The 21,769-nt window shown below is 50.1% G+C and carries 17 protein-coding genes; 11 read left to right on the plus strand and 6 right to left on the minus strand.

The window, feature by feature from the left end; all coding sequences use genetic code 11:
* The first annotated feature begins 9 nt into the window (after positions 1-9).
* From leuB to nrdF, 6 genes are all read left to right on the plus strand, one after another.
* On the plus strand, positions 10-1,101 hold the full coding sequence (gene leuB, locus ACO1NT_RS10460) for a 3-isopropylmalate dehydrogenase (protein WP_449048576.1): 1,092 nt from the start codon (positions 10-12) through the stop codon (positions 1,099-1,101).
* Positions 1,098-2,330, plus strand: a complete 1,233-nt coding sequence (gene ilvA / locus ACO1NT_RS10465; protein ID WP_449048577.1) for a threonine ammonia-lyase IlvA — start codon at positions 1,098-1,100, stop codon at positions 2,328-2,330. Before leuB ends, ilvA begins: the two co-directional genes overlap by 4 nt.
* A gap of 334 nt (positions 2,331-2,664) precedes the next feature.
* On the plus strand, positions 2,665-2,901 hold the full coding sequence (locus ACO1NT_RS10470; protein WP_449048578.1) for a glutaredoxin family protein: 237 nt from the start codon (positions 2,665-2,667) through the stop codon (positions 2,899-2,901).
* A 109-nt stretch (positions 2,902-3,010) separates the two neighbouring features.
* Positions 3,011-3,424: a class Ib ribonucleoside-diphosphate reductase assembly flavoprotein NrdI gene (gene nrdI / locus ACO1NT_RS10475; RefSeq protein ID WP_449048579.1), complete on the plus strand. Its 414-nt coding sequence runs from the start codon at positions 3,011-3,013 to the stop codon at positions 3,422-3,424.
* Positions 3,381-5,486, plus strand: a complete 2,106-nt coding sequence (gene nrdE / locus ACO1NT_RS10480) for a class 1b ribonucleoside-diphosphate reductase subunit alpha (protein WP_449048580.1) — start codon at positions 3,381-3,383, stop codon at positions 5,484-5,486. Before nrdI ends, nrdE begins: the two co-directional genes overlap by 44 nt.
* A 90-nt stretch (positions 5,487-5,576) precedes the next feature.
* Positions 5,577-6,560, plus strand: a complete 984-nt coding sequence (gene nrdF / locus ACO1NT_RS10485; RefSeq protein ID WP_449048581.1) for a class 1b ribonucleoside-diphosphate reductase subunit beta — start codon at positions 5,577-5,579, stop codon at positions 6,558-6,560.
* Positions 6,561-6,630: 70 nt separating this feature from the next.
* Here the strand turns inward: nrdF and ACO1NT_RS10490 are convergent, their stop codons facing one another.
* From ACO1NT_RS10490 to ACO1NT_RS10505, 4 genes are all read right to left on the minus strand, one after another.
* Positions 6,631-9,042: a TonB-dependent siderophore receptor gene (locus tag ACO1NT_RS10490; protein ID WP_449048582.1), complete on the minus strand. Its 2,412-nt coding sequence runs from the start codon at positions 9,040-9,042 to the stop codon at positions 6,631-6,633.
* Between the two features lie 424 nt (positions 9,043-9,466).
* On the minus strand, positions 9,467-10,912 hold the full coding sequence (locus ACO1NT_RS10495) for a Gfo/Idh/MocA family oxidoreductase (RefSeq protein WP_449048583.1): 1,446 nt from the start codon (positions 10,910-10,912) through the stop codon (positions 9,467-9,469).
* Between the two features lie 213 nt (positions 10,913-11,125).
* A complete protein-coding gene (locus ACO1NT_RS10500) occupies positions 11,126-12,709 on the minus strand; it encodes a RagB/SusD family nutrient uptake outer membrane protein (protein ID WP_449048584.1) in 1,584 nt (527 codons plus the stop codon).
* An 18-nt stretch (positions 12,710-12,727) separates the two neighbouring features.
* A complete protein-coding gene (locus ACO1NT_RS10505; protein ID WP_449048585.1) occupies positions 12,728-15,796 on the minus strand; it encodes a SusC/RagA family TonB-linked outer membrane protein in 3,069 nt (1,022 codons plus the stop codon).
* Between the two features lie 413 nt (positions 15,797-16,209).
* On the opposite strand from ACO1NT_RS10505, the gene ACO1NT_RS10510 reads away from it, so the two are divergent.
* From ACO1NT_RS10510 to ACO1NT_RS10525, 4 genes are read left to right on the plus strand one after another with little or no spacing between them, the layout of a single operon-like run.
* Complete coding sequence (locus tag ACO1NT_RS10510) at positions 16,210-16,821, plus strand: fumarylacetoacetate hydrolase family protein (protein ID WP_449048586.1); 612 nt, start codon at positions 16,210-16,212, stop codon at positions 16,819-16,821.
* 9 nt (positions 16,822-16,830) lie between these two features.
* On the plus strand, positions 16,831-18,525 hold the full coding sequence (locus ACO1NT_RS10515; RefSeq protein WP_449048587.1) for a M23 family metallopeptidase: 1,695 nt from the start codon (positions 16,831-16,833) through the stop codon (positions 18,523-18,525).
* 20 nt (positions 18,526-18,545) lie between these two features.
* On the plus strand, positions 18,546-19,007 hold the full coding sequence (gene bcp / locus ACO1NT_RS10520) for a thioredoxin-dependent thiol peroxidase (protein WP_449048588.1): 462 nt from the start codon (positions 18,546-18,548) through the stop codon (positions 19,005-19,007).
* Positions 19,008-19,017: 10 nt separating this feature from the next.
* Positions 19,018-20,415: a hypothetical protein gene (locus tag ACO1NT_RS10525; RefSeq protein ID WP_449048589.1), complete on the plus strand. Its 1,398-nt coding sequence runs from the start codon at positions 19,018-19,020 to the stop codon at positions 20,413-20,415.
* On the opposite strand, the gene ACO1NT_RS10530 is transcribed toward ACO1NT_RS10525, so the two are convergent.
* Positions 20,407-20,811 (minus strand): hypothetical protein, encoded by a 405-nt coding sequence (locus tag ACO1NT_RS10530; protein ID WP_449048590.1) that lies wholly within the window; start codon positions 20,809-20,811, stop codon positions 20,407-20,409. The genes ACO1NT_RS10525 and ACO1NT_RS10530 overlap by 9 nt on opposite strands.
* Positions 20,812-20,814: 3 nt before the next feature.
* Positions 20,815-21,462, minus strand: a complete 648-nt coding sequence (locus tag ACO1NT_RS10535) for a 4'-phosphopantetheinyl transferase family protein (RefSeq protein WP_449048591.1) — start codon at positions 21,460-21,462, stop codon at positions 20,815-20,817.
* A gap of 95 nt (positions 21,463-21,557) precedes the next feature.
* Here ACO1NT_RS10535 and ACO1NT_RS10540 point away from each other — a divergent pair.
* Positions 21,558-21,769 (plus strand): dCTP deaminase domain-containing protein (locus ACO1NT_RS10540; protein ID WP_449048592.1); only part of this gene is annotated, 212 nt, incomplete at its 3' end.

Here is a 21,769-nt window from a genome sequence, read left to right on the forward strand (position 1 = left end):
TTTACAAAAATGGAATTAAATATAGCGCAGTTGCCCGGCGATGGAATCGGGCCTGAAGTAGTTGCCCAAGCGGTAAAAGTGATTGACGCGATTGCCGACAAATTCGGACATCAAGTAAAATGGACGTCTGGTTTGACCGGGGCCGCGGCCATTGATGCCGTGGGCGACCCCTACCCCGAGGCTACCCACGAAATCTGCATGGCCGCCGATGCCGTGCTCTTCGGAGCCATTGGTCACCCCCGTTATGACAACGATCCCAAAGCCCCTGTGCGTCCGGAGCAAGGGTTATTGAAAATGCGCAAGAAACTTGGCCTATTCGCCAACGTGCGGCCAACCTTTACATTTCCTTCATTGATCGATAACTCCCCTTTGAAAAGGGAACGCATCGAAGGAACGGACCTGATTATCCTTCGAGAACTCACAGGAGGAATCTATTTTGGTGAGCGCGGACGGAAAGATGGTGGGGACACCGCATTCGATACCTGTACCTATACCCGCGAAGAAGTGCGGCGCCTGGCAAAGCTGGGCTTTGAGATGGCAATGAACCGCCGTAAAAAGCTTTGTTGCGTAGATAAAGCCAATGTCCTCGAAAGCTCCCGTCTATGGCGTGAAACCGTGCAGGACATGGAGAAGGATTTTCCGGAAGTGGAAGTAAGCTACGAATTTGTCGATGCAGTAGCTATGCGTTTGGTCCAATGGCCCAGTGCGTACGACGTATTGATCACCGAGAACCTCTTCGGTGACATCCTCACCGACGAAGCCTCCGTCATTTCGGGATCCATGGGGCTGATGCCGTCGGCCTCCATAGGTGTACACACCTCGCTATTCGAGCCCATACATGGGTCCTACCCCCAAGCGGCGGGCAAAGACATCGCTAACCCGCTGGCTACGGTACTATCCGCCGCTATGCTGTTGGAGGATGTGTTTGGCCTTGCTGATGAAGCAGCCCTTATCCGGTCCATCGTCAACAAATCGTTGGCCGAAGGTATCGTCACAGAAGACCTATCAGGTAAAAACAAGGCGTACAAAACCAGCGAGGTGGGTAATTGGTTGGCGGCCCAGGTGAAGCTGGCCGAAGCAGTGGAAACTCCCGCTTCATGAAACATCGCACGGTAACGGCAGCTGAACGATTGGCGGGTGTGGTTTATCACACCCCGCTTCAATATAGCCAACGGCTGTCGGAGAAACATGCCGCAACCGTTTACCTTAAGCGCGAGGATCTACAGGTGGTCCGTTCCTATAAACTACGGGGTGCCTATAACAAAATCAGCAAACTTACCGCGACCGAGCGTGCTAAAGGCGTGGTGTGCGCAAGTGCCGGCAACCACGCGCAGGGTGTGGCCTTTTCATGCAAACGGCTCGGCATCAATGGCGTCATATTCATGCCCGGCCCCACTCCACGGCAAAAAATTAGCCAAACGGAGATGTTTGGAGGCGACCGCATCGAGATCATCCTTACCGGCGACACTTTCGACGACTGCCAACAAGCCGCTACCGCATACGGCGCCCAACACGGCCTTACCTTCATCCACCCCTTCGACGACCCCGATATCATCGAGGGCCAAGGTACCGTAGGCGTTGAAATCCTACATGACCAGCCCGACACCGATATGGTTATCGTTCCCATCGGCGGCGGGGGCTTGGTTGCTGGCATAGGGAATTATTTCAAGGAAACGAAACCGGAAATCGCCATCCTTGGAGCCGAACCGGAAGGTGCCCCTTCCATGAAAGCCGCCTTGGCAAACGGCGGACCGATAACCCTCGACGAAATCAATCGCTTTGTCGATGGTGCTGCGGTGAAACGTATCGGAGACCTAACCTATCGGTACGGAAGCATGCTGTTGGGCGATGTACAACTGATTCCTGAAGGCAAGATCTGTACGACCATCCTCGAACTGTATAACAAGGATGCGATTGTAGCCGAGCCCGCAGGCGCACTCTCCGTCGCAGCACTCGATGCCTATGCTGAACAGATCAGGGGTAAAAAAGTAGTGTGCATTGTGAGCGGTGGTAATAATGACATCGACCGCATGGCAGAAATCAAGGAGCTATCCTTGCTCTATGAAGGGCTTAAGCATTATTTTATTGTCCGTTTTCCTCAACGCCCAGGTGCGCTTAAGCTATTCGTCAACGAAGTTCTCGGCCCTCACGATGATATTACCCGTTTCGAATTCATCAAAAAAACGCAGCGCGAACGCGGGCCAGCACTGGTAGGTATCGAGTTGCAAAACGCCGCCGATTACACGGCATTGGTGAACAGCATGCGTAAGAACCGTTTCGATTTTAAGGAAGTAAACAACGACCCTACATTATTTGAATATTTGATATGACCGAGGCGGAAACTGTGATTGACTGAATATATTGGTGTATCAATAAACATACCGAAAACGGCAGTCAATTCTCCACAACGGCAACCTTCAAAACAACTCAAAAGACACCACAAACCTAATAACCAACGTATTAAACCTACCCCTATCCACCTCAATTATCCACAATGTGTATAATTCCACATCTGTTGATAACAATTGCTACCTACCTGGAATTAAATAGCTGATATTTGTTCAAAGGCTACAACTTACCAACCGCATGGCAGAAGATAGTCGGAAGCTACCGTGAAAGACGATTGGCCTCCGGCAGAAGTTGAACATAAAAATTTTACAGCGTATGACACGGATTATTAAGTTTGAAAAAAACGATTGTGCGCCCTGCAACCAAGTGTCGGAGTTTCTCGACCGCAGAGGTATTTCCTATGAAAAAGTGAATCCGTTTGACAAGCCGGAATTAGCCATCCAGTATAAGGTCCGTACGGTCCCCACTGTCATCGTACTGAACCAAAATCAAGAGACCCAACGCATCATTGGGTTTAAGCCCGAGGAGCTATCGGCCTTGAGCGTACAATAACCTGCCAAGCCCAGCAGGTCTGCACAATGCCCGTGCAGTAAGGCGTCATCACAATAAAAATTAGACCCCCTCGGCATGTGGGGGTTTGACATCTAAGAAGGTTTGCAACATGGAGCGGATATATTACGACAGCAAAACAGGCAACGTAGAACGTTTTATGCACAAAGTGGCTGGAGTAACCGGATGGGAAATACACAAAATCCAACCGGATACCGTAGCCGTGCAAGAAGGCCATTTAGTGACCTTCACTACACGGTTCGGGGAAATTCCCGAAACCACAAAGGACTTCCTGCAACGGGCAAGTCCGTATATCCTATCCGTATCGTCGAGCGGAAACCGGAATTGGGGACAGAATTTCGCCGTCGCCGGAAACAAAATTGCCACCGAATATGGTATCCCATTGGCATTGAAATTTGAGCTATCGGGAACCAACGAAGACATTAATGAATTTATCGCCATCATCAAAGCAAGGAGAAACCATGGTAACAAACGAGGTAGCAAAGAGCTGGATATTGCTCAATAACGAAATCATGATCAAGAACGATGAGGAATTCAGCCTGCACAAGGACAAGGAAGCTGTGCGCGCTTATTTCCTCGAGTATGTCAATAAAAACACCGTATTCTTTTATACCCTCAAGGAAAAAATAGATTACCTCATCGAAAACAATTACTACATCAATTTCTATGAGTGGTTTACCTTCGAAGAGATGGAACGGGTGTACGATTTCATCGCTTCCAAAAAGTTCCGCTTCGCCTCATTCATGAGTGCATTCAAGTTTTTCCAAAGTTACGCCCTGCGCGATGATTCAGGCGAGAAATTCCTGGAACGATACGAGGACCGCGTTGCCGCTGTCTCGCTGTTCCTTGCCCGCCACGGCGGGGTAGACCAAGCCTTGGAATACGCTGAGTTGTTGATTAACCAAGAATACCAACCAGCCACCCCCACGTTTCTCAATGCTGGGAAAAAACGCTCGGGGGAGTTAGTATCATGCTTCCTCGATGAAATCGGCGACAACCTCAATGGAATAGGTTATGCGGTAGACTCAGCGATGAAACTGTCTTCAATCGGTGGCGGTGTGTCTTTCAATATTTCGAAAATCCGCGCCCGTGGTGAAGCCATCAAAGGTGTGGAAGGCCGTGCTGGCGGTGTACTACCTATCATGAAGATCCTCGAAGACACCTTCTCCTATGCCAACCAATTGGGTCAAAGGCCGGGAGCGGGAGCGGTGTATCTCAACATCTTCCACTCGGATATCGAGGAGTTCCTTGACTGCAAAAAAATCAATGTAGACGAGAAAGTCCGCATCAAGTCGCTCTCCATTGGCGTCATCGTGCCCGATAAATTCATGGAACTGGCCACCAAAGACGAGCCGTGCTACTTGATCTACCCGCACACCGTGATGCAGGAATATGGCCAGCCCCTCGACAATCTGGATATGGACGAAATGTATGATGAGCTGGTTACCAACCCCAAAATTAAGAAACGCAAAATCAACGCCCGACACCTGTTAGTCAAAATAGCCCAAACGCAGAAAGAGAGTGGCTATCCCTACATTTTCTTTAAAGAAAATGCCAATAAACAACATGCGTTGAACGGTATCGGCAAAGTCAAGTTTTCCAATCTCTGTACAGAAATCATGCAGGTATCCGAGGTATCTGACATCAATATCTACGGACAGGAAGACACCATCCGATACGGTATCTCCTGTAACCTGGGCTCACTCAACATCGCTACCGTAATGGATAACAAGCGGATTAAGGAGTCTGTAAAAACGGCGATGCGCGCCCTCACTATGGTCACCGATGTGACCGACATCGCTATGGTGCCGTCTATCCAAAAGGCCAACCGCGAATTGCACAGCGTAGGCTTGGGTGCGATGAACCTTCACGGTTTCCTCGCGAAGAATTTCATCATGTACGAAAGTGAGGAAGCACTGGACTTTGCCAACGTCTTTTTCATGATGGTCAACTATTATTCGCTGCAGGCATCCATGGAGATCGCCCGTGAGCGGAAGCAAACGTTCGAGGGTTTCGAGAAAACAGCGTATGCCGATGGGTCATATTTCGACAAATACGTTACCCGTGACTATTTCCCCACGACCATCAAGGTAACCGAATTATTCGCAGGTGTCGATATTCCTTCAATGGAAGATTGGAAGGCATTAAAACAACAAGTACAGGAACACGGCATATACCACGCCTACCGTATCGCCATTGCTCCCAACCAGTCGACCTCATACATCATGAACGCCACCGCTTCGGTGATGCCTATAGTAGATACCATTGAAGTACGGGAGTACGGTGATAGCACCACCTATTACCCCATGCCCTACCTCACCAATGATAACTACTTCTATTACAAATCGGCTTACGACATGGACCAGATGAAGGTGTTGCGGTTGATTTCCGTTATCCAACGACATGTGGATCAGGGGATATCCACCATCCTTCACACCAACTCCAAAGATAACACCCGCGATTTGGCCAGATACTATATCTATGGACATAAAATAGGATTGAAATCGTTGTACTACACACGCACGCGGAAGTCATCAATCAATGAGTGTGTATCGTGCTCGGCGTAGCCTTGCAGGCAAGGAGCAAGGAATAAGGAACAAGGAACAAAGAGCAAGGAGCAAAGAGCAAAGAGCAAAGAGCAAAAAAGCAGAAAGCAAATGAAACAATATAAAGCCGTCAACTGGAACGACCCTGAAAATGACTACGCGCTGATGTTCTGGGAACAGAACATCAAACAATTCTGGATAGACACCGAATACATTCCTTCCAAGGATATCGACAGTTGGAAAGCCCTTTCCCCCGAGATGCGGGAATGTTATAAAAAAGCATTGGGAGGCCTGACCTTACTAGACACCCTACAAAGCCACACGGGCATGCCCAAAATCATGGACCATATCGATTCGCTACAGAACAAATCGGTACTGGCATACATGTGTATGATGGAAGCCATCCATGCCAAGTCGTACTCAACCATCTTCACCACGGTAGCCACATCCCGCGATATCGAAGACATCTTCCAATGGGTACAGAACAACAAATACCTGCAGTTTAAGGCATCAACCATCGACAAGCATTACCGAAAACTGGCCGATACCGACATCAGCAAGGAGGATCTGTTCATGGGTTTATGTGCATCGGTATTCCTAGAGTCTTTCCTATTTTACAGTGGTTTTTTCATTCCATTGTGGCTTTGCGGACAGGGCCACATGGTAGCCAGCGCAGACATCATAAAAAAAATCGTAGCCGACGAATCCATCCACGGTGTGTTTGTGGGTCTCCTCGCGCAGGATGTATACAAAACGCTGCCTCACCCCGAAAAAACAAAAGAAAAGCTGTTGGAGCTGCTCAACGAACTGTATGAAAATGAGCTCAAGTATACCGAAGAAATCTATACCGAAGTAGGCCTCACCGCCGAAGTAAAAGAATACGTACGCTACAACGCAAATAAGGCGCTGATGAACTTGGGCTTCGAGCCCCTGTTCGAGGTAAAACGTGTAAATCCAATCGTATTGAACGGGCTCAGTGTGGAAACCACCCAACATGATTTCTTCTCTAAGAAATCCACCAACTATGAAAAAGCCACAGAAATCGTGCATCTCCGCGACGAAGATTTCGTGATGGATACGTCGATCGCTATATAAGTAGACAGCGACATAACAAAAAAGGGGCTTTGAAGCCCCTTTTATTTTTCATACCTATTCCTGCGTACAATCAAAACTTATATCCGATACTCACCCGCAAATTGCGTGGCATTTCAGATTGCCAGTAAAACGCATTGTTCCACGAATAGTACGAACCAGTAAACAGGTAGTCATCCAATACATTGAAAAGATTAGCCGTGATGCGCAGGTCGTCATTCTCCCAAAACAATCCGGCATCCATCTTGAAGTAATCCGGTAGCCGCACATCACTTGTATCCCAGTTATCTGTTTTGCGGTCCCACAACCAGGTAAACCCAGCCACCGCTCCTAAGTTCCGCAATGTACCACGCTGTATGCGATAGGATAACCAGCTATTTGCCGTATTCGCCACGTAGCCTAAGAGATCGTCGCCAACCTCATAGTCGGTAACGCCTTCGGCCACTTTAGTTACTTCAGCGTCGGTATAGGCATAATTAGCGATAAGGTCGAGCCCCGGGGCTAACCGCCCATGAACATCAAACTCGATACCGCGCGTTACCTTCTGGCCAAGAACGATGCTATAACTTTCAGTTGGGGTACTATGCAGCGGATCAGACGTCAATTCATTTTCTTTCAGGATACGGTATGCCGAAACCGATGTGTTCCACGCGCCGTTCGCCCAACTGCGTTTCAAACCAAGCTCTTGGTTATTGCCGGTGATGGGCCTTACCTTTCCTCCATCAAAAATGCGTCCCGACTGGGGCACGAATGCTTGGTCATAGAGCGCATAAAGCGCCGTATGCTTGTTTACACTCCAGCTCAACCCTACCCGGGGTGTAAAGTGGCTGGCCTTATCAGGTGCACCGCCCCACGCACTTTGGCTTACCGAGGTAAAGCGTCCCGCCAGGGTGAGCCGTAGCTGGTTATTAAAAAATCCCAGTTCATCTTGCAGGTAAATCCCTTTGTATTGCTGGGTCATCGCCCCGCCAGCCAGCGCCGCACGCGCCTCCAGGCTAGTGGTACGGTCAAAAGAAGGATAACCGTTTACCGGCACACCCAAGTAGGGGTTATGCACGTCGAATTCACCACCATTAGCGGTATCCAGCGCGTGCGACTGCCCCCAGTCGGCCAAGTAGTTCTTCTTGCCAACATCGATACCGATCAGGATACGGTGTCTCACGGGGCCCGTCGTAAGCTTACCGTTAACGAATACCTGCGCCAAGCTCGTCTCGCTGAACGCATCCCACACGCCCACGCCCCGGATGATTTTACCGTCGTCGGTCATTTCAGACGCAGGCCACATCGAGGATCCCACTTGGTCATATAGCAGGTAATACCCCTGGGCCGTCAATCGCCAGTTGGTATCGATATCGTGCGTGAAGTTCAACAGAAAAGTCTGGTCCTTGATATTCGTCGGTTCCAAGCCCACTGGCATCATGGTAAAGTCGCGCGGAAGGCTGGCGTATCCATCGGGCGTAGGGCCGAATACGTAGTACGAGCCCACGTCGGACATGTTCGCATATTGCAACGTATACTCGGCGGTTATCTTCGTTTTGGCATCCACTTGATAGGAAATCACTGGTGCCACTGCATACCGGTTGTCAAATTCATTGGCGCGATGCGACCCTTTGGTCTGTGCCGACGCATTGAAGCGATATAATAACGTACCGCCTTTGTTAAGTTTGCCATCCAAATCCAGTGTGGCGCGGTAAAGGTCGTACTCTCCTATCGTAAGCGTAGCCTCACCCTTCGTTTCCCCGGTCGGCTTCTTCGTTACCACGTTATATGATCCCGACGGGTCGCCATTCGATAACATAAACCCGGCGGGACCCTTCACAAATTCGATATGATCAACGAAACTCATGTCTTCCGTGAGCGGCCCCCAATAGGAGGCCACGACGTTAAAGCCATTCCGGAATGCCTGTATCTGGGTACCTCGCATACTGATATTTGTATAAAGATTACCCCAGTGCTCCAGTCGAACAGCGCCGCTTACGTTCCTGATCAACCCGTCACTCATGCTGATGACCTGTTGGTCCGAAAGCGATTTGTTTGACACCACCTGCACATTCTGTGGAATCTCGATCAGCGGCGCATTCAATCGCAATGTGGGGGATGGTGCGAGGATATTATAACTCCCACGCCTTTCGCTGACCAACACTTCCTCCAACTGCTGGCTAGTCATATCGATGTTGAAGTCCAGCGTATGGGTTTCACCCGGATAGGCGGTAATCGTTTTCGACTGGTTGGCGGTGCCCAGCGCGCTGATTTCCACCGTAAGTGGTCCTGTTTTATCGAGTTCAATCCGATAAACGCCCGCATCGTCCGTTTGGCTACCAAATGGTGTACCCTTCACGCGAACGGATACGTGCCCCGCAGGCGATCCATTGGATGTCGTAATCCTTCCTGTGACCACCACATGTTTGCCATCTTGTGTATACCCCGGGTAAAAACCGAAGGTGATTAATAAAAATAAGATCGTTAATTGTTTGCTTAACTTCATTGTCTGGATATCAAATGTTAATCAATGTTAAAACTCCGGGTAGCAATGCGGTGAATGCGGCAACGTGTTTAACTTTCATAATGTCAATGTGTTAGAAATGATGAGATAAAATTGTGGAAAGGTCTTCGGAAGGCCCGGTTGGGCATAATAGCGATAATTTTACAGGTGCCAATTGCCACTGCAAACAAAATTTGTCTATTTTGCATAGCTTTTGAATGTATACCAATATGTTAAAAGCAACCACCCTTGGTGGGCCGGCCGTGCAGGTGCGAACTGCGCGGCCTATTTATTTTACGGGAACAAATATATACACTAGTTTATAATAAGTCTAAATAATTTGCAATTAATTGCAATGATCATCTTAAGACACAAAAAAACGGGGCACACCGTCGGCATACCCCGTTTGCTTAAAATGTACTAGTTATCAAACCGTCGGCAAATCCCAACCTTGGCGGTACTTCCGCTTCACGAATTGGTTAACCTCGTCGAAGTTGGTCACCTTCATATTGTCGTTATCCCAAATCAACTTTAGGTTTCTTCCCGGATATTTATTGTCAATACGTAAGTCCGAACCACGGATAGCCAAATTGGCCATGAGTAATGCTTCCGTTAGCGGACCCGCAATGGAGAACGGCGAACTTACTTCCTTGTTGCCGGGGCCCGCGATACAAGCTTCTACCCATTGTGCATAGTGGCCCCCCGATCCATTCGGCACCCGTTCGTACTTAACCGGCAACTTATGCTGTTCGGTCAACGAAGTAGGCAATAACCGAGGATTTTCAGCATAGCAGCCTGCCATCATCTTGCCTTTCGTACCCACGAAGAGAATACCGTTGCCACCATCGCCAAAGACCTCATTCGGCCCCAATTCTTCCGGGCGTTGCGGTTGTATGCCGCCGTCCATCCAATGGATCTTCACATCCCCCACTGTCTTTTCAGATTTCGGGAAAGTAAGCACGGCGTAGCTCGACGGCGGACAGCTCTCGGGGAAATAACCGCGCTTGAACTCGTCAACATAGACAGTTCCAATACTGGCCTGCACGTCTTTCACATATTGGAGTCCCAGGATACTGAAAGGTGCTTCCATGATATGGCATCCCATATCGCCAAGTGCACCTGTACCGTAATCCCACCAACCGCGCCAGTTGAACGGCACCAACTTATCGATATAATCTTTGTAAGGTGCCGTACCCAGCCAAAGATCCCAATCAAGTTCCTTGGGCACCTCCGCTTTCTGCGCCGGCCATTGGATACCTTGCGGCCACACCGGCCGGTCTGTCCAGGTATAGATGGTATGCACGTCGCCAATCAGTCCAGCATCAAACCATTCGCGCATGATACGGACACCATCGCCAGATGCTCCTTGGTTACCCATCTGGGTCACTACCTTATATTTTTTTGCTGCCTGCGTCAGCGCACGCGCTTCAAACACGTCGTGTGTAAGCGGTTTCTGGACATACACATGTTTTCCCAATTGCATGGCGGCCAATGCCTGTATGGCGTGGTTATGATCGGGGGTCGATACGGACACAGCATCCATGTTGCGGTGTTCCTTATCGAGCATCTCCCGGTAATCTTTGTAATATTTGGCTTTTGGGAATCGTTTCACCGAATCCGCTGCGCGGCGGTCATCCACATCACAAAGGAAGGCAATCTCTGCCTTACCACTCTCATGAAAATTACGGAGGTCGGAATTTCCCTTACCTCCTACACCAATGCCTGCTACCACCAATTTGTCGCTGGGCGCCGTAAAACCCGCGCCGCCCAGTACATGGCGGGGTACCACCATGAAGCCCGCGGCCGCCGCTGCTCCGGTTTTGAGAAAATCCCTTCGCGTGGCACCTGCCTTTGCTTGATTACTTTTTTTCATCTGTTTGTTTTTACCTTTTAGTTGTCAATACCTACCCGCCTAGACGGGACGGGACCTTTCATCATCAAACGAATCATGCTTGGCCCATTGAACATGTAAATAAAATTGTTTTAGCTTTTTCTGTTTCCGCACGTCTTGCACATAACAAAGCGTACGCTGCTAATATAATAAAATTGCCAACAAGTTATGTAACAACTTGCTGGCAGTTAACGATTAATTACCGTATCCGGGGTTTGGATCCAACGAAGGGTTCCGCTGTAATTCATCATCCGGAATAGGAAATAACAGGTTATCTTCACTATACGTAGCGCCAAAACTATTCTGGTGACCAACAACGTCGACAAAATCGATCCGGCCATCCGCACCGGTTACGGGGAATTGCCGCGTACGCTGGATATCCGACCACACGTGGAACTCAAAGATCAATTCGCGCAAACGCTCCTTCCACACTTCCTCTATAAACTGCTGCGGGCTCAGACCAGCCAGATCCGCTTTAACTTCCGCCATTGTTTGCTTCCAATAAGCCCGGCTTCTTACCTGTGCCAGATAGTCAATGGCTTCGGTGGTAACGCCTTCTGATTGGGCAATCGCCTCAGCAGCTACCAATAAAACATTGGCATACGTCATGATCGGCAGGTCCTTACCGGATGTAGCAGTCTCTAACGAAGCCTCCTCATCAAACCAAACGTACGGTGCCGTATCGAAGTGGGCTACCGTGCCGTTGGCCCTCGTCAGCGACGAATGGAAGTATTGCTTTTCCTGGATACGCAAGTCTTCGTCAGCATCATAGGCCTGTAACAAATCAGCCGTAGGCCGATAAGCGTTATTGAAAATGGCGTATGCCAATTCCGGTGCCATGCTTACCGGGAAGGCATACTGCGTATAGCCCGAATTGGAAATACCTACTTCATACTCGTAATAATAGATCTGCTCGTTGGGAAGGTTATCCGCAATCCGCGCTTTATTATAGGCACTGTTGGCCGGGACTACTTCACCTTGTGCATTTCTTCCATGCTGGGTAAGGCTGTACACACCGCTGGATATGATACTGCGGGCCGCTTGCGCAGCATCCGCATACCGGTCGGCCTGTAGCGGGTATCCGCTCATCGTGAGATATGCCTCCGCTAGCATCGATTGTGCCGCGCCCTGCGTGATCCGGTTTCCGTTACCACTCATCGTCGATTCCGAAAGCACGCCGTCTTGAGCGGCAAACGTGAGGTCCTCCACAATAAGCGCGTATACATCCGCTACGGGAGCACGTTCAACATACAGGTTCTCCAACCCTTCATAAGGCTCCGTGATGAGGGGTACGCCGCCGAAAAAGCGAACGAGGTAATAATAATTCATCGCCCTGAAATAACGGGCTTCCGCAAGTAATTTATTGGCTTCGGGTTCAGATAACCCCGGTGTCGTTGGAATATACTTGATGGCATTGTTTGCACGGGAAATGCCCAAATACATATCGCGCCAAAACCCACCGAGGTAACCCGACATGTTCACACTATTCAACGTCAGTTCTTGGGCATGTTGCACGTGCACTTCCTGTCCCTTGTAATCATTGTCTACCAACCCCGACATGTAAGGCCCGAACATCAACCTCGACCCCGCGTAAACGCTAGCGCCAAACAACGATGGCGCACCCGACCGGTATAACGCGTTCACCGCATTATAGGCATGCTCCGAATTTTTGAAAAACTGGCTCGGCGCGATTTCATCCTTCGGCTCTTCGGTCAAGAATTCCGAGCAGGAGGTCGCCAGTACTCCCGCGGTAACTATAATTGCTATTAACTTTTTCATCTTCAATCGTTTTGTAGGTTAGAATTGGAAACTGGTGCCTATCGTAAAGGTGCGTGGGTTTGGGTATTGGAAGAAGAAAATATTCTGCCCCCATTGATTACCGCCCCACGACGTCGCTTCCGGATCATACCCTTTGAATTCCTTGGAATCGATCAGGAACGCGTTCTGTACGCTGGCATACACCCGCAGGCCTTTCAGGTTCATCTTATTCAATGACACGCTGCCGAAATTGTAGCCAAGCGAGATGAGGTTTCCGCGCAGATACGAGCCGTCGGCCACCCAATGGTCGTCTACTTCGCTGTTCTGGCCAGAATAAGCACCGTTTCGAATCTGTTGAACCATCGTATTTTGATTCGTTTCCGTCCAGCTGTCATACAAGGTTGTAGCCAAGCCATTTGACAATCCGGTCCGATCTTCCATGGAATGCGTGAACTGCTGCAGGATATCCACACCCCAAACGAACTGGAGATCGACGGTAAGGTCGAAGTTCTTGTAGCTAAAGTTATTCACGAAGCTACCTACCCAGTCAGGCAGGCCATTTCCGATGATGGTCCGTTCCGTACTGCGCTTGGCAACGCCCGGAATAGCACCAACCGCGGCGGGTTCATCGGCCTCGTCAGTACCCCAAGTCCCTAGGCGGCGGTAGCCCCAATACGAACTCAGGGGCTCCCCTACGCGCAGGATGGTTTGGCTTCCCGAAACCCAATTAGGGCCCGGGAAGATATCCTCATCATTCTCGCCCAATTCCTCGATGCGATTCTTGTTGAAGCTGAAATTGAGTGTGGATTGCCAATTAAATACATCATTTGCTATGGGCATACCACTCAACAGCACTTCTACACCACGGTTGGATACCGATCCGATGTTGTCCCGTACGCCGGTGAAACCCGTAGAGTAAGGCACCGGCTTATCGAGCAGCAGGTCTGTCGTAAGCTTGTAGTAATAATCGAATGCCACGGTTAGACGGCGGTTATACATCGCCAGATCGAAGCCAACGTCGAATTGGTTTGTCTTTTCCCATTCCAAATTCGGGTTCGGCAAGCGGTTGACGTAGCTCTGTGACACCCGGCTCCCGTTGATGAGTGTTGTCCCGGTGGAAATCGTTCCGAGCGATTGATAAGTCGGGATTTCGGTATTACCGGTTATACCATAGCTCGAACGGATTTTAAGCTCATCCAGGGCCTGCACATCGCTTAGGAATGACTCTTCTGACAATACCCAGCCTAAACCAGCCGACGGAAAGATGCCATATTTATTGTTCTCACCGAACCGGGAAGAACCGTCGATCCGGCCCGTCACGGTCACCAAGTAACGATCTTTGTAACTGTAGCTGCCGCGCAAAAAATAAGAGTTCATTGCCCATTTATCATACGACGACCCCGGGGCTCCCGGTTGGCTGGCCGATTGGATAGCGTTGAAGCGGAAAAAGTCGTCCGCAAAACCCTCGGCAGAAACCCAGTTATTCTCATAGATACGTTGCTGCCAGCTTAATCCCAGTACGGAATTGATACGGTGGTCTCCCATCTCTTTATTGTAATTCAGGTAGGTTTCCTCCTGCCAGTAAAAAGACCGTTGGTTCTCGAGGTAAGCACGGCCCAATGGTTGTGAAATGTTAATCAAATCAGTGGGGCTGTATTCCTGGATATTGGTGTCATGTTTATCAAAACCGAATTGTGTACGTAGGTCCAATCCGGGCAGGATATGGAAAGTTAAGTAAGCATTTCCAAACAGTTGTTGCCGCTTACGGAGACGATCCTGCGTTTCGAGCACATGTACGGGGTTCGGGATGGCCTCCAAGCCAAATGGGTCGGTAATCATGCTACTGTTTGACCAGGTCCCGTCGGGAAACTTCACCGGAAAGATCGGCACCATCTCAAGCATCGATCGCCGGGGCATCTGGTGCCCCCCACCTTCTTCAAATTCGTTCTCCTTGGTGTAGTTTGCCAGCAAATTAACGCCTAATGACAACCAATCTTTCGGCTGCGCATCGTAAGCAATCTTACCATTGATACGTTGCACATCGTTACGGAGCATAATCCCCTGCATATTAGCATAATTGATAAACGCACCGAATGATGAGTTATCTGCCTTGGTTTGCACGGCAAACTGATGGTTGTGTGACACCGCCGTGCGTGTCGCCTCCTCTTGCCAATCGGTATCGTACAAGGGGTTTCCCTCTGCATCAAAGAGCCTCGGATCATCCCGGGTAAGCGTTGGAATAGTACCCGTACTGTATTTGGAATGATTGGCAAAACCGCGTTCAATCACTTCCAACCATTCGGCCGAATTAAGGACGTCGATCTTGCGCGGCAGGGTACCTACGTTCAGGAAACCGTCGTAGCTCACCACCGTACCGCCAACTTTCGCACCCCGTTTGGTCGTAACCAAGATAACACCGTTTGCTCCCCGCGCACCGTAGATAGCTGTCGAGGATGCGTCTTTCAAGATTTCCATCCGCTCGATATCATTGGGGTTGAGGAATTGGATACTCTCCATCGCTACCCCGTCAACGACAAACAACGGGTTGGAAGAGGAGTTGATGGTACCCAGCCCCCTGATCAGGATGCGTGGACTCCCCGACGGGGAACCCGAATTCAGGAATACGTTAACGCCCGCAACACGCCCCTTCATGCCTTGCAATGCATTGTTAACGGGAGCCTGCAGCAGGTCTTCCGCCGACAACACGCCTACCGATCCCGTTAAGTCCGACTTCCGCTGCGTACCATATCCGACAACCACCACTTCCTCCAAACTCTCTGCATCTTCTTCCAATTGCACATTGATGGTAGCTGCCTGCCCCACCACGATTTCTTGGGGGGTATAACCCAAAAAGGAAAACACCAGGGTTTCGCCCGCCTCGGCAGAAATCGTGTATTGCCCCGCATCATTGGTTGCAGCGCCACGAGAGGTGCCTTTTACGGCAACAGACACGCCCGTCAACGGCATGTTATCCGTTGCGTTCGTGACCGTACCGGTGACGGTTTGTTGTACAACCGGGGCGACCGTATGTCGTGCCGTAAGCCCATTTCCCGCAACCGCGGGCCCCGCCAGCAATGCGGCGGCTAGCGAAAGGAATGTCAACCGCATTCTCCCACTACATGTTTTAGTTAATTGTTGGTTCATCATTTTGTGTTATTGGTACATCATTCATTTGTTGGTTCTTTATTCATGTTGGCTTACTATTGACGTGTTTCCTCGCTATACCGCACGCCAGTGGAATACTATCAATTGCACTTTATCGGTTCAACCCGACCGGACCGTTATAAGCTAAAATATTTTAGCTGACCGAGAAACAATATATATTGACATGTTTATGAATGTTTTAACAGGTAAACAATCTTATTTGTTTGTTTTTTTCTTTGGTTTGTTCGGCCTCCCAACCGTGCGCGAAAACGGGGCTAAGGTATGTAATAATTGATTTAGTTGCAAGCGAAATCACCGTGGGCATTTTCCCGAATTGCAGTGGAATTTAGCTAAGTTTGCCCCAAACATCATACAAAATGAAGATTATCGCCATCGGCCGCAATTATACAGAACATGCCAAAGAATTACACAACCCGGTGCCGGAGCAACCCGTAATCTTTCTCAAACCCGATACGACACTATTGAAAGACAATCGTGATTTCTATTACCCGGCTTTTTCCAAAAACGTCCACCATGAAGTGGAAGTCGTTCTTCGCATCTGTAAAGAAGGAAAGCACATCGGCGCGAAATTTGCTCATACCTATTACGATTCCGTTGGTTTGGGGATTGATTTCACGGCACGGGATATCCAACAGCAACACAAGGAAAAGTCATTGCCTTGGGAGCTCGCCAAGGCCTTTGATGGCTCGGCACCGATCAGCGCATTGGTTCCCAAAGATACGTTCGGCGACCTGCGTAACCTCGCTTTCCGGTTGGATAAAAATGGGGAGACGGTACAACAGGGCAACACCGCCGAATTGATTTTCTCATTTGAGGATATCCTGGTATTCGTATCGCAGTATATCACCTTGCGCAAGGGTGATCTTATTTTCACGGGTACCCCGGCAGGTGTGGGCCCGGTAGCCATCGGTGACTACCTCGAAGGTTTCATCGCCGACCAACGGATGTTCCATTTTCATGTGAAATAACCATCGTATATGTATATAAAGGCGTTCTGTTTCTGGATAAGCTTATTCTCGACCCTCGTGGCGGAGGCACAGCCCGCTGTCATCAAAACACGCGATTACCCCATTGGGTACTTCCGGAGCCCATTGGCCATCGCTCCGCAGGCGTCGGGCACTTTCGGTGAATTGCGTTCCACGCATTTCCACGCCGGCGACGATTACCGAACCTTGCAACGGGTAGGTCTACCCATCTTTGCGGTAGCAGAGGGCTACGTATCGCGTATACGTGTGCAGGTGGGCGGCGGGGGCAATTCAGTATACATCAACCACCCCAATGGGTACACCAGCGTGTATCTGCATATGCAGGAGTTTACTCCCCAGCTTACGGCCATCGTAAAAGCAAAGCAATATGAACTGGAGCGTTTTGACGTCGACGTTCCGCTGGACTCAACAACCGTATGGCTGGAAAAAGGGGACCGGATCGGACTGTCGGGCAACTCAGGGAGCTCCCAAGGGCCGCACCTCCATTTCGAATTACGCGATACCGAAACCGAGGCTCCCCTCAATCCGCAGCTTTTCGGGTTGCAGTTCCCCGATAACATCCCCCCCACAATCCGTGGCATTACGGTGTACGACCTCGCGGACCAGCCTTTCAGCGAACATACGCCAAGACGGCACCTCCCATTGACCGATAAACAGACCGTACGGGTAAATGGCCGGTTTGGCATCGGCATCAACACCACCGATCGGCATAACGGCACAACCTTCAATAATGGTGTATATTCCATCGAACTTTTCTTGGACAATAAGCCTATCAGCACCGTCCTTTTCGAAGAATTGTCGTTTGCAACCTCGCGGGCTATCCACTCCTATATCGATTACCCCTATTACATCCTGAAAAGGACAAGGGTACAAAAGAGCTTCAAAGACCCCAATAACCCCATAGCGATTTTCCATTTCCTCGAAGGCGATGGCAGTATCACCCTCACCGACCAACTCGAGCACACGCTAACCTATCGGGTACGCGATGCACACGGCAACACCAGTACCCACATGCTGAAGGTAAAAAACGACCCATCCTACCTACCAGAGCGACAACGCACTACCGGTACAGCAATGTTCCAGTACGACCGCGAAAACCATTTCGCCGCCGACCATATCGAAATCGTCATGCCCAAAGGGGCCCTGTACGACCATCTGCATTTCAAATACCATCAGGGAGCCCGTCCGAAAGATGGATACTCGATGGTGCAGCATGTGCATAATCGCTTCATCCCACTCTTCGAAAGTTATGAGCTCAAAATCAAACCGGACAGCACGCTGACCGATGCCCTGAAACCCAAGGCGATTATTGTGGATGATCGGGGGAACTCGCACGGCGGCAACTTCGATGATGGCTGGGTACGCACCAAAACCCGCTCTTTTGGCAGTTTCCATATTGCCGTGGATACCGTACCGCCCACCATCCAACCGCAGAACATAAGCCCGGGCAAAGATATGGGCGCAGTACGCAGCATCAACGTGAAAATTTCCGATAATCTCTCAGGTGTTCAAGCGTTCAATGGCTATATTGATGATCATTGGGTATTGATGGAATATGACCCAAAATCGCGTTCCCTATGGCATACGTTCGAGCCCAGCCTACCGTCCGGCAAGCACCAATTCCGGCTGGAAGTGGTCGACTGGAAAGATAACAAACAGGTCTACGAAGCCTCATTTTTAAAATAACACATCAAAAACCGTAAGATATGGCAAAACTGAAGGCGGGCGACAAGGCCCCGGCAATCACAGCGATAGACCAACATGGCAACACCGTGTCGTTGGGCGATTTCAAGGGGAAGAAGGTCATCCTTTATTTTTACCCGAAAGACAACACACCGGGCTGTACCACCGAAGCGTGCAACTACCGCGACAACTACCAATCGCTGCAAGCGGAAGGCTTTGAGGTCATCGGCGTCAGCGTCAACTCGGAACGTTCACACCGCAATTTCGCCAACAAATACGATTTACCTTTCCACCTGCTGGTAGACACCGACAAACGCATTGTCAACGATTATGGTGTATGGGCCCAAAAGACACTCTTCGGGAGGAAATACATGGGTACGCTACGCACTACCTTTATTATCGACGAGGAGGGCACCATCAGGCACATCATCGACAAGGTCGACAACCAACGGGCCTCCCAACAGGTAAGGGAGTTGCTCGGCTAATCTACCCTGCATGACCGTCGCCAAGCGCTTACTCTTTGCGGCCCTGGGCTTCATCCTGCTGGCCGCAGCCACCTGCTGGGGTTATTGGAGCTATCGGCAATACCGGGCTGGCCAAACACCGATTCCGCGCAATGCCACCTCCGTGGTCCGCGTCCATGTGGATGGACTGATCCGGGATATCGCCTGGAACGCCCTGTGGAATGGCGCTGCAGACCGTGATACGATGGCACAGGCACCGGCCGAATTCAGCCTGAAGGCCTGGAAACAGCTAGGCATACGGATCCCTGCCAATATCTTCCTCTATCAGGTGGAACATGCGCTCGCCAGCCAGTTCCCGAGCGTCCACTTCGGCTCGTTGGTAGTCGATGATTCAACAGCGTTTACCAAATGGCTCCGCGAAAAACTTGGCATGGAAATCAGCAGTAGTAAACATGGCACCATTGCACGGTCTGCACGCGCCTTGGTCGTCGTCCAATCGACACGTGCTTTGTTTGCGCTGTCACCCACCGTGCCACGAGCAGACCTTACCGCGCTAACGGAGATACTGGCAAATGTACTGCAGCAACAGGGTGGGCAGGTTGCCGTTAGCAAAAGCGACTTCAGTGAAATCATATACGATAGTGGGCAAGTAAGTGGCAGCGGCACACACCGATTTTCCATCGACTTCAGAAAGGGTTCGATAGCCTTTAACGGTTCCTTTGAAACGGATTACCTACCTGACCGACAGGAAAAAACGCCTCACTTCGCCGATTCCAATGCGGTCAGTTTATGGATTCAGGAGAGACCAGCGGCTTTTATTTCGGGCCGGCAATGGGATTTTGGCGGCTATACCCTGCACGGTGATCGTTTGCTTGGGTATTCCAAAGGCCCCATTATCATGGAATGGAAAGGTACCGTTACTCAGCAGGACACGATAGTGGAATTTGAATACGACGATAATTTCGAACTTGTGGAGATCCAAAGAGTGGTGAATAAATCCGTACCCGAGATTTACTGTTCCGTACTTGCCCGTACGGGGCTTACCGATTACCTGCAGGCACAAGGAGTACTGGACACATCTACCCATACCATCAATCGCAATGCATTGCCGCTATTTCGACTAGGGGTCAGCACATTGCCTTCGGGCTATGTACAGTTCCATACGGCCCGGGGGCCACACCCTCTCCCTACCCCATCCAACCGAAGTAACGAACTACTGTACCTCCGGGTCAACTTCGACAGGCTAACGCAACCTGGTTTGCCGGCCGGTTTGGCGCCCTACCTGCAAACCATGGATTTACTCGAACTATCCGGCAAACCCGTAACGGCCAACAAGGTGGGTGTACATGGAACCCTCTATATGAAAGACGGGCGGCGGCATAGTCTTATCCAGCTCTTAACCATACATAAAAACCGGTGGTTACAATGAACGGTCGCTAGCGGCATCGATCGCCGCCCTCCGCGCAATATGGGCAAACGATACAACCTTGTGTTCCTGCTCCAGCACATCGTAAATAAGCAACACCTTTTCCCAAATTCTGTCCCGGTCGACACGTCGCTCGCAGGTATCCGCCAAAGTATCCAAAAAATCGGCCAGTAAACTCAGCTCCTCGGGCAGAAAGCCCGCCCGATCCAGATGTTGGCGGAAAACATTCGCCGGTGTTTCCAGCAAATCGGTGATTGACGTTCCGAAATACTCACCCAATACCCCTTCCAGCGTCGAAAGTGCCTCCTTATGTTCTTCTTCCAAAATGAGGCGCTTCACCTTGGCCAGCGTGTGGCTCAATTGCTGCATCATCGCCGTTAATGAATCTCTTTTCAGCATCGTTTAATCCAACCCTCCTTCCATCACGTAACCAAGCATATATTCCTGGAATTTTTCATAGTATACCTTGAACTGTTCCTTGCGGTGCGGGGCATCCAGCTCCAGGAACAAAATCCCTTGGTCTTGGAACTCGAAAGGCCGTATGGTCATGTTGTCTTTAAAAGAGACGCCTTTGTTGCCCTGCAGTTTATACACCGCTTCCTTGGCACACCAACAGGCGTAGAGCTTCTCCACGTGCTCCCGGCCAATGGCTACTACCTCCTCAGCTTTCATAAACTTGTCGGCAATACGGACGATCTTCGGCTTCACCAGCTCCAAATCGATACCCACTTCGCCGTTGTCACTCATCATCACGGCGGCATAATCGAACGAGTGCGTCAGCGAAATACGCTGTGGGAAATTCACCAGATAGGGTTTGCCGTTTTCATCCGACGGGCAGTCGATGAACCCCGATGTGTCCAACATCGTTCGCAATAGGACGCGCGTGGCCAGCCAGTGCAACGTTCGTTTACCCTTGTTCAATCGGCTTAGGATAGCCCGTTCGCGATCGTCTAACTGGATCCGGCTGATCAGGTCTTCGGCCGATTCTTCGATACGCCAAATGGCAAACCGGACGTTATTGTCCAATTCCCGTAAATATGCCAATGCCATAGCGTCAAAAATAGCTATTTAAAAATAGTTATTTACCACCGGTTCGTTAAAAATCTGATTGATTAGTGTATTTTTGCCCCGAGCTTAGTTAAGAAATGATTTTATCCGACAAACGCATTTTGGAGGAGCTGGAAAGCGGCTCCATCGTTATCGAGCCTTTCCGCAGGGAATGCCTGGGTACGAATTCGTATGATGTACACTTGGGCAAGTACCTGGCCACCTACAAAGACCGCGTGCTCGATGCGAAGCAACACAACGAGATCGTACACTTCGAAATCCCGAAGGCCGGCTTCGTATTGGAGCCGAA

Source organism: Parapedobacter sp. (genome assembly GCF_053550995.1).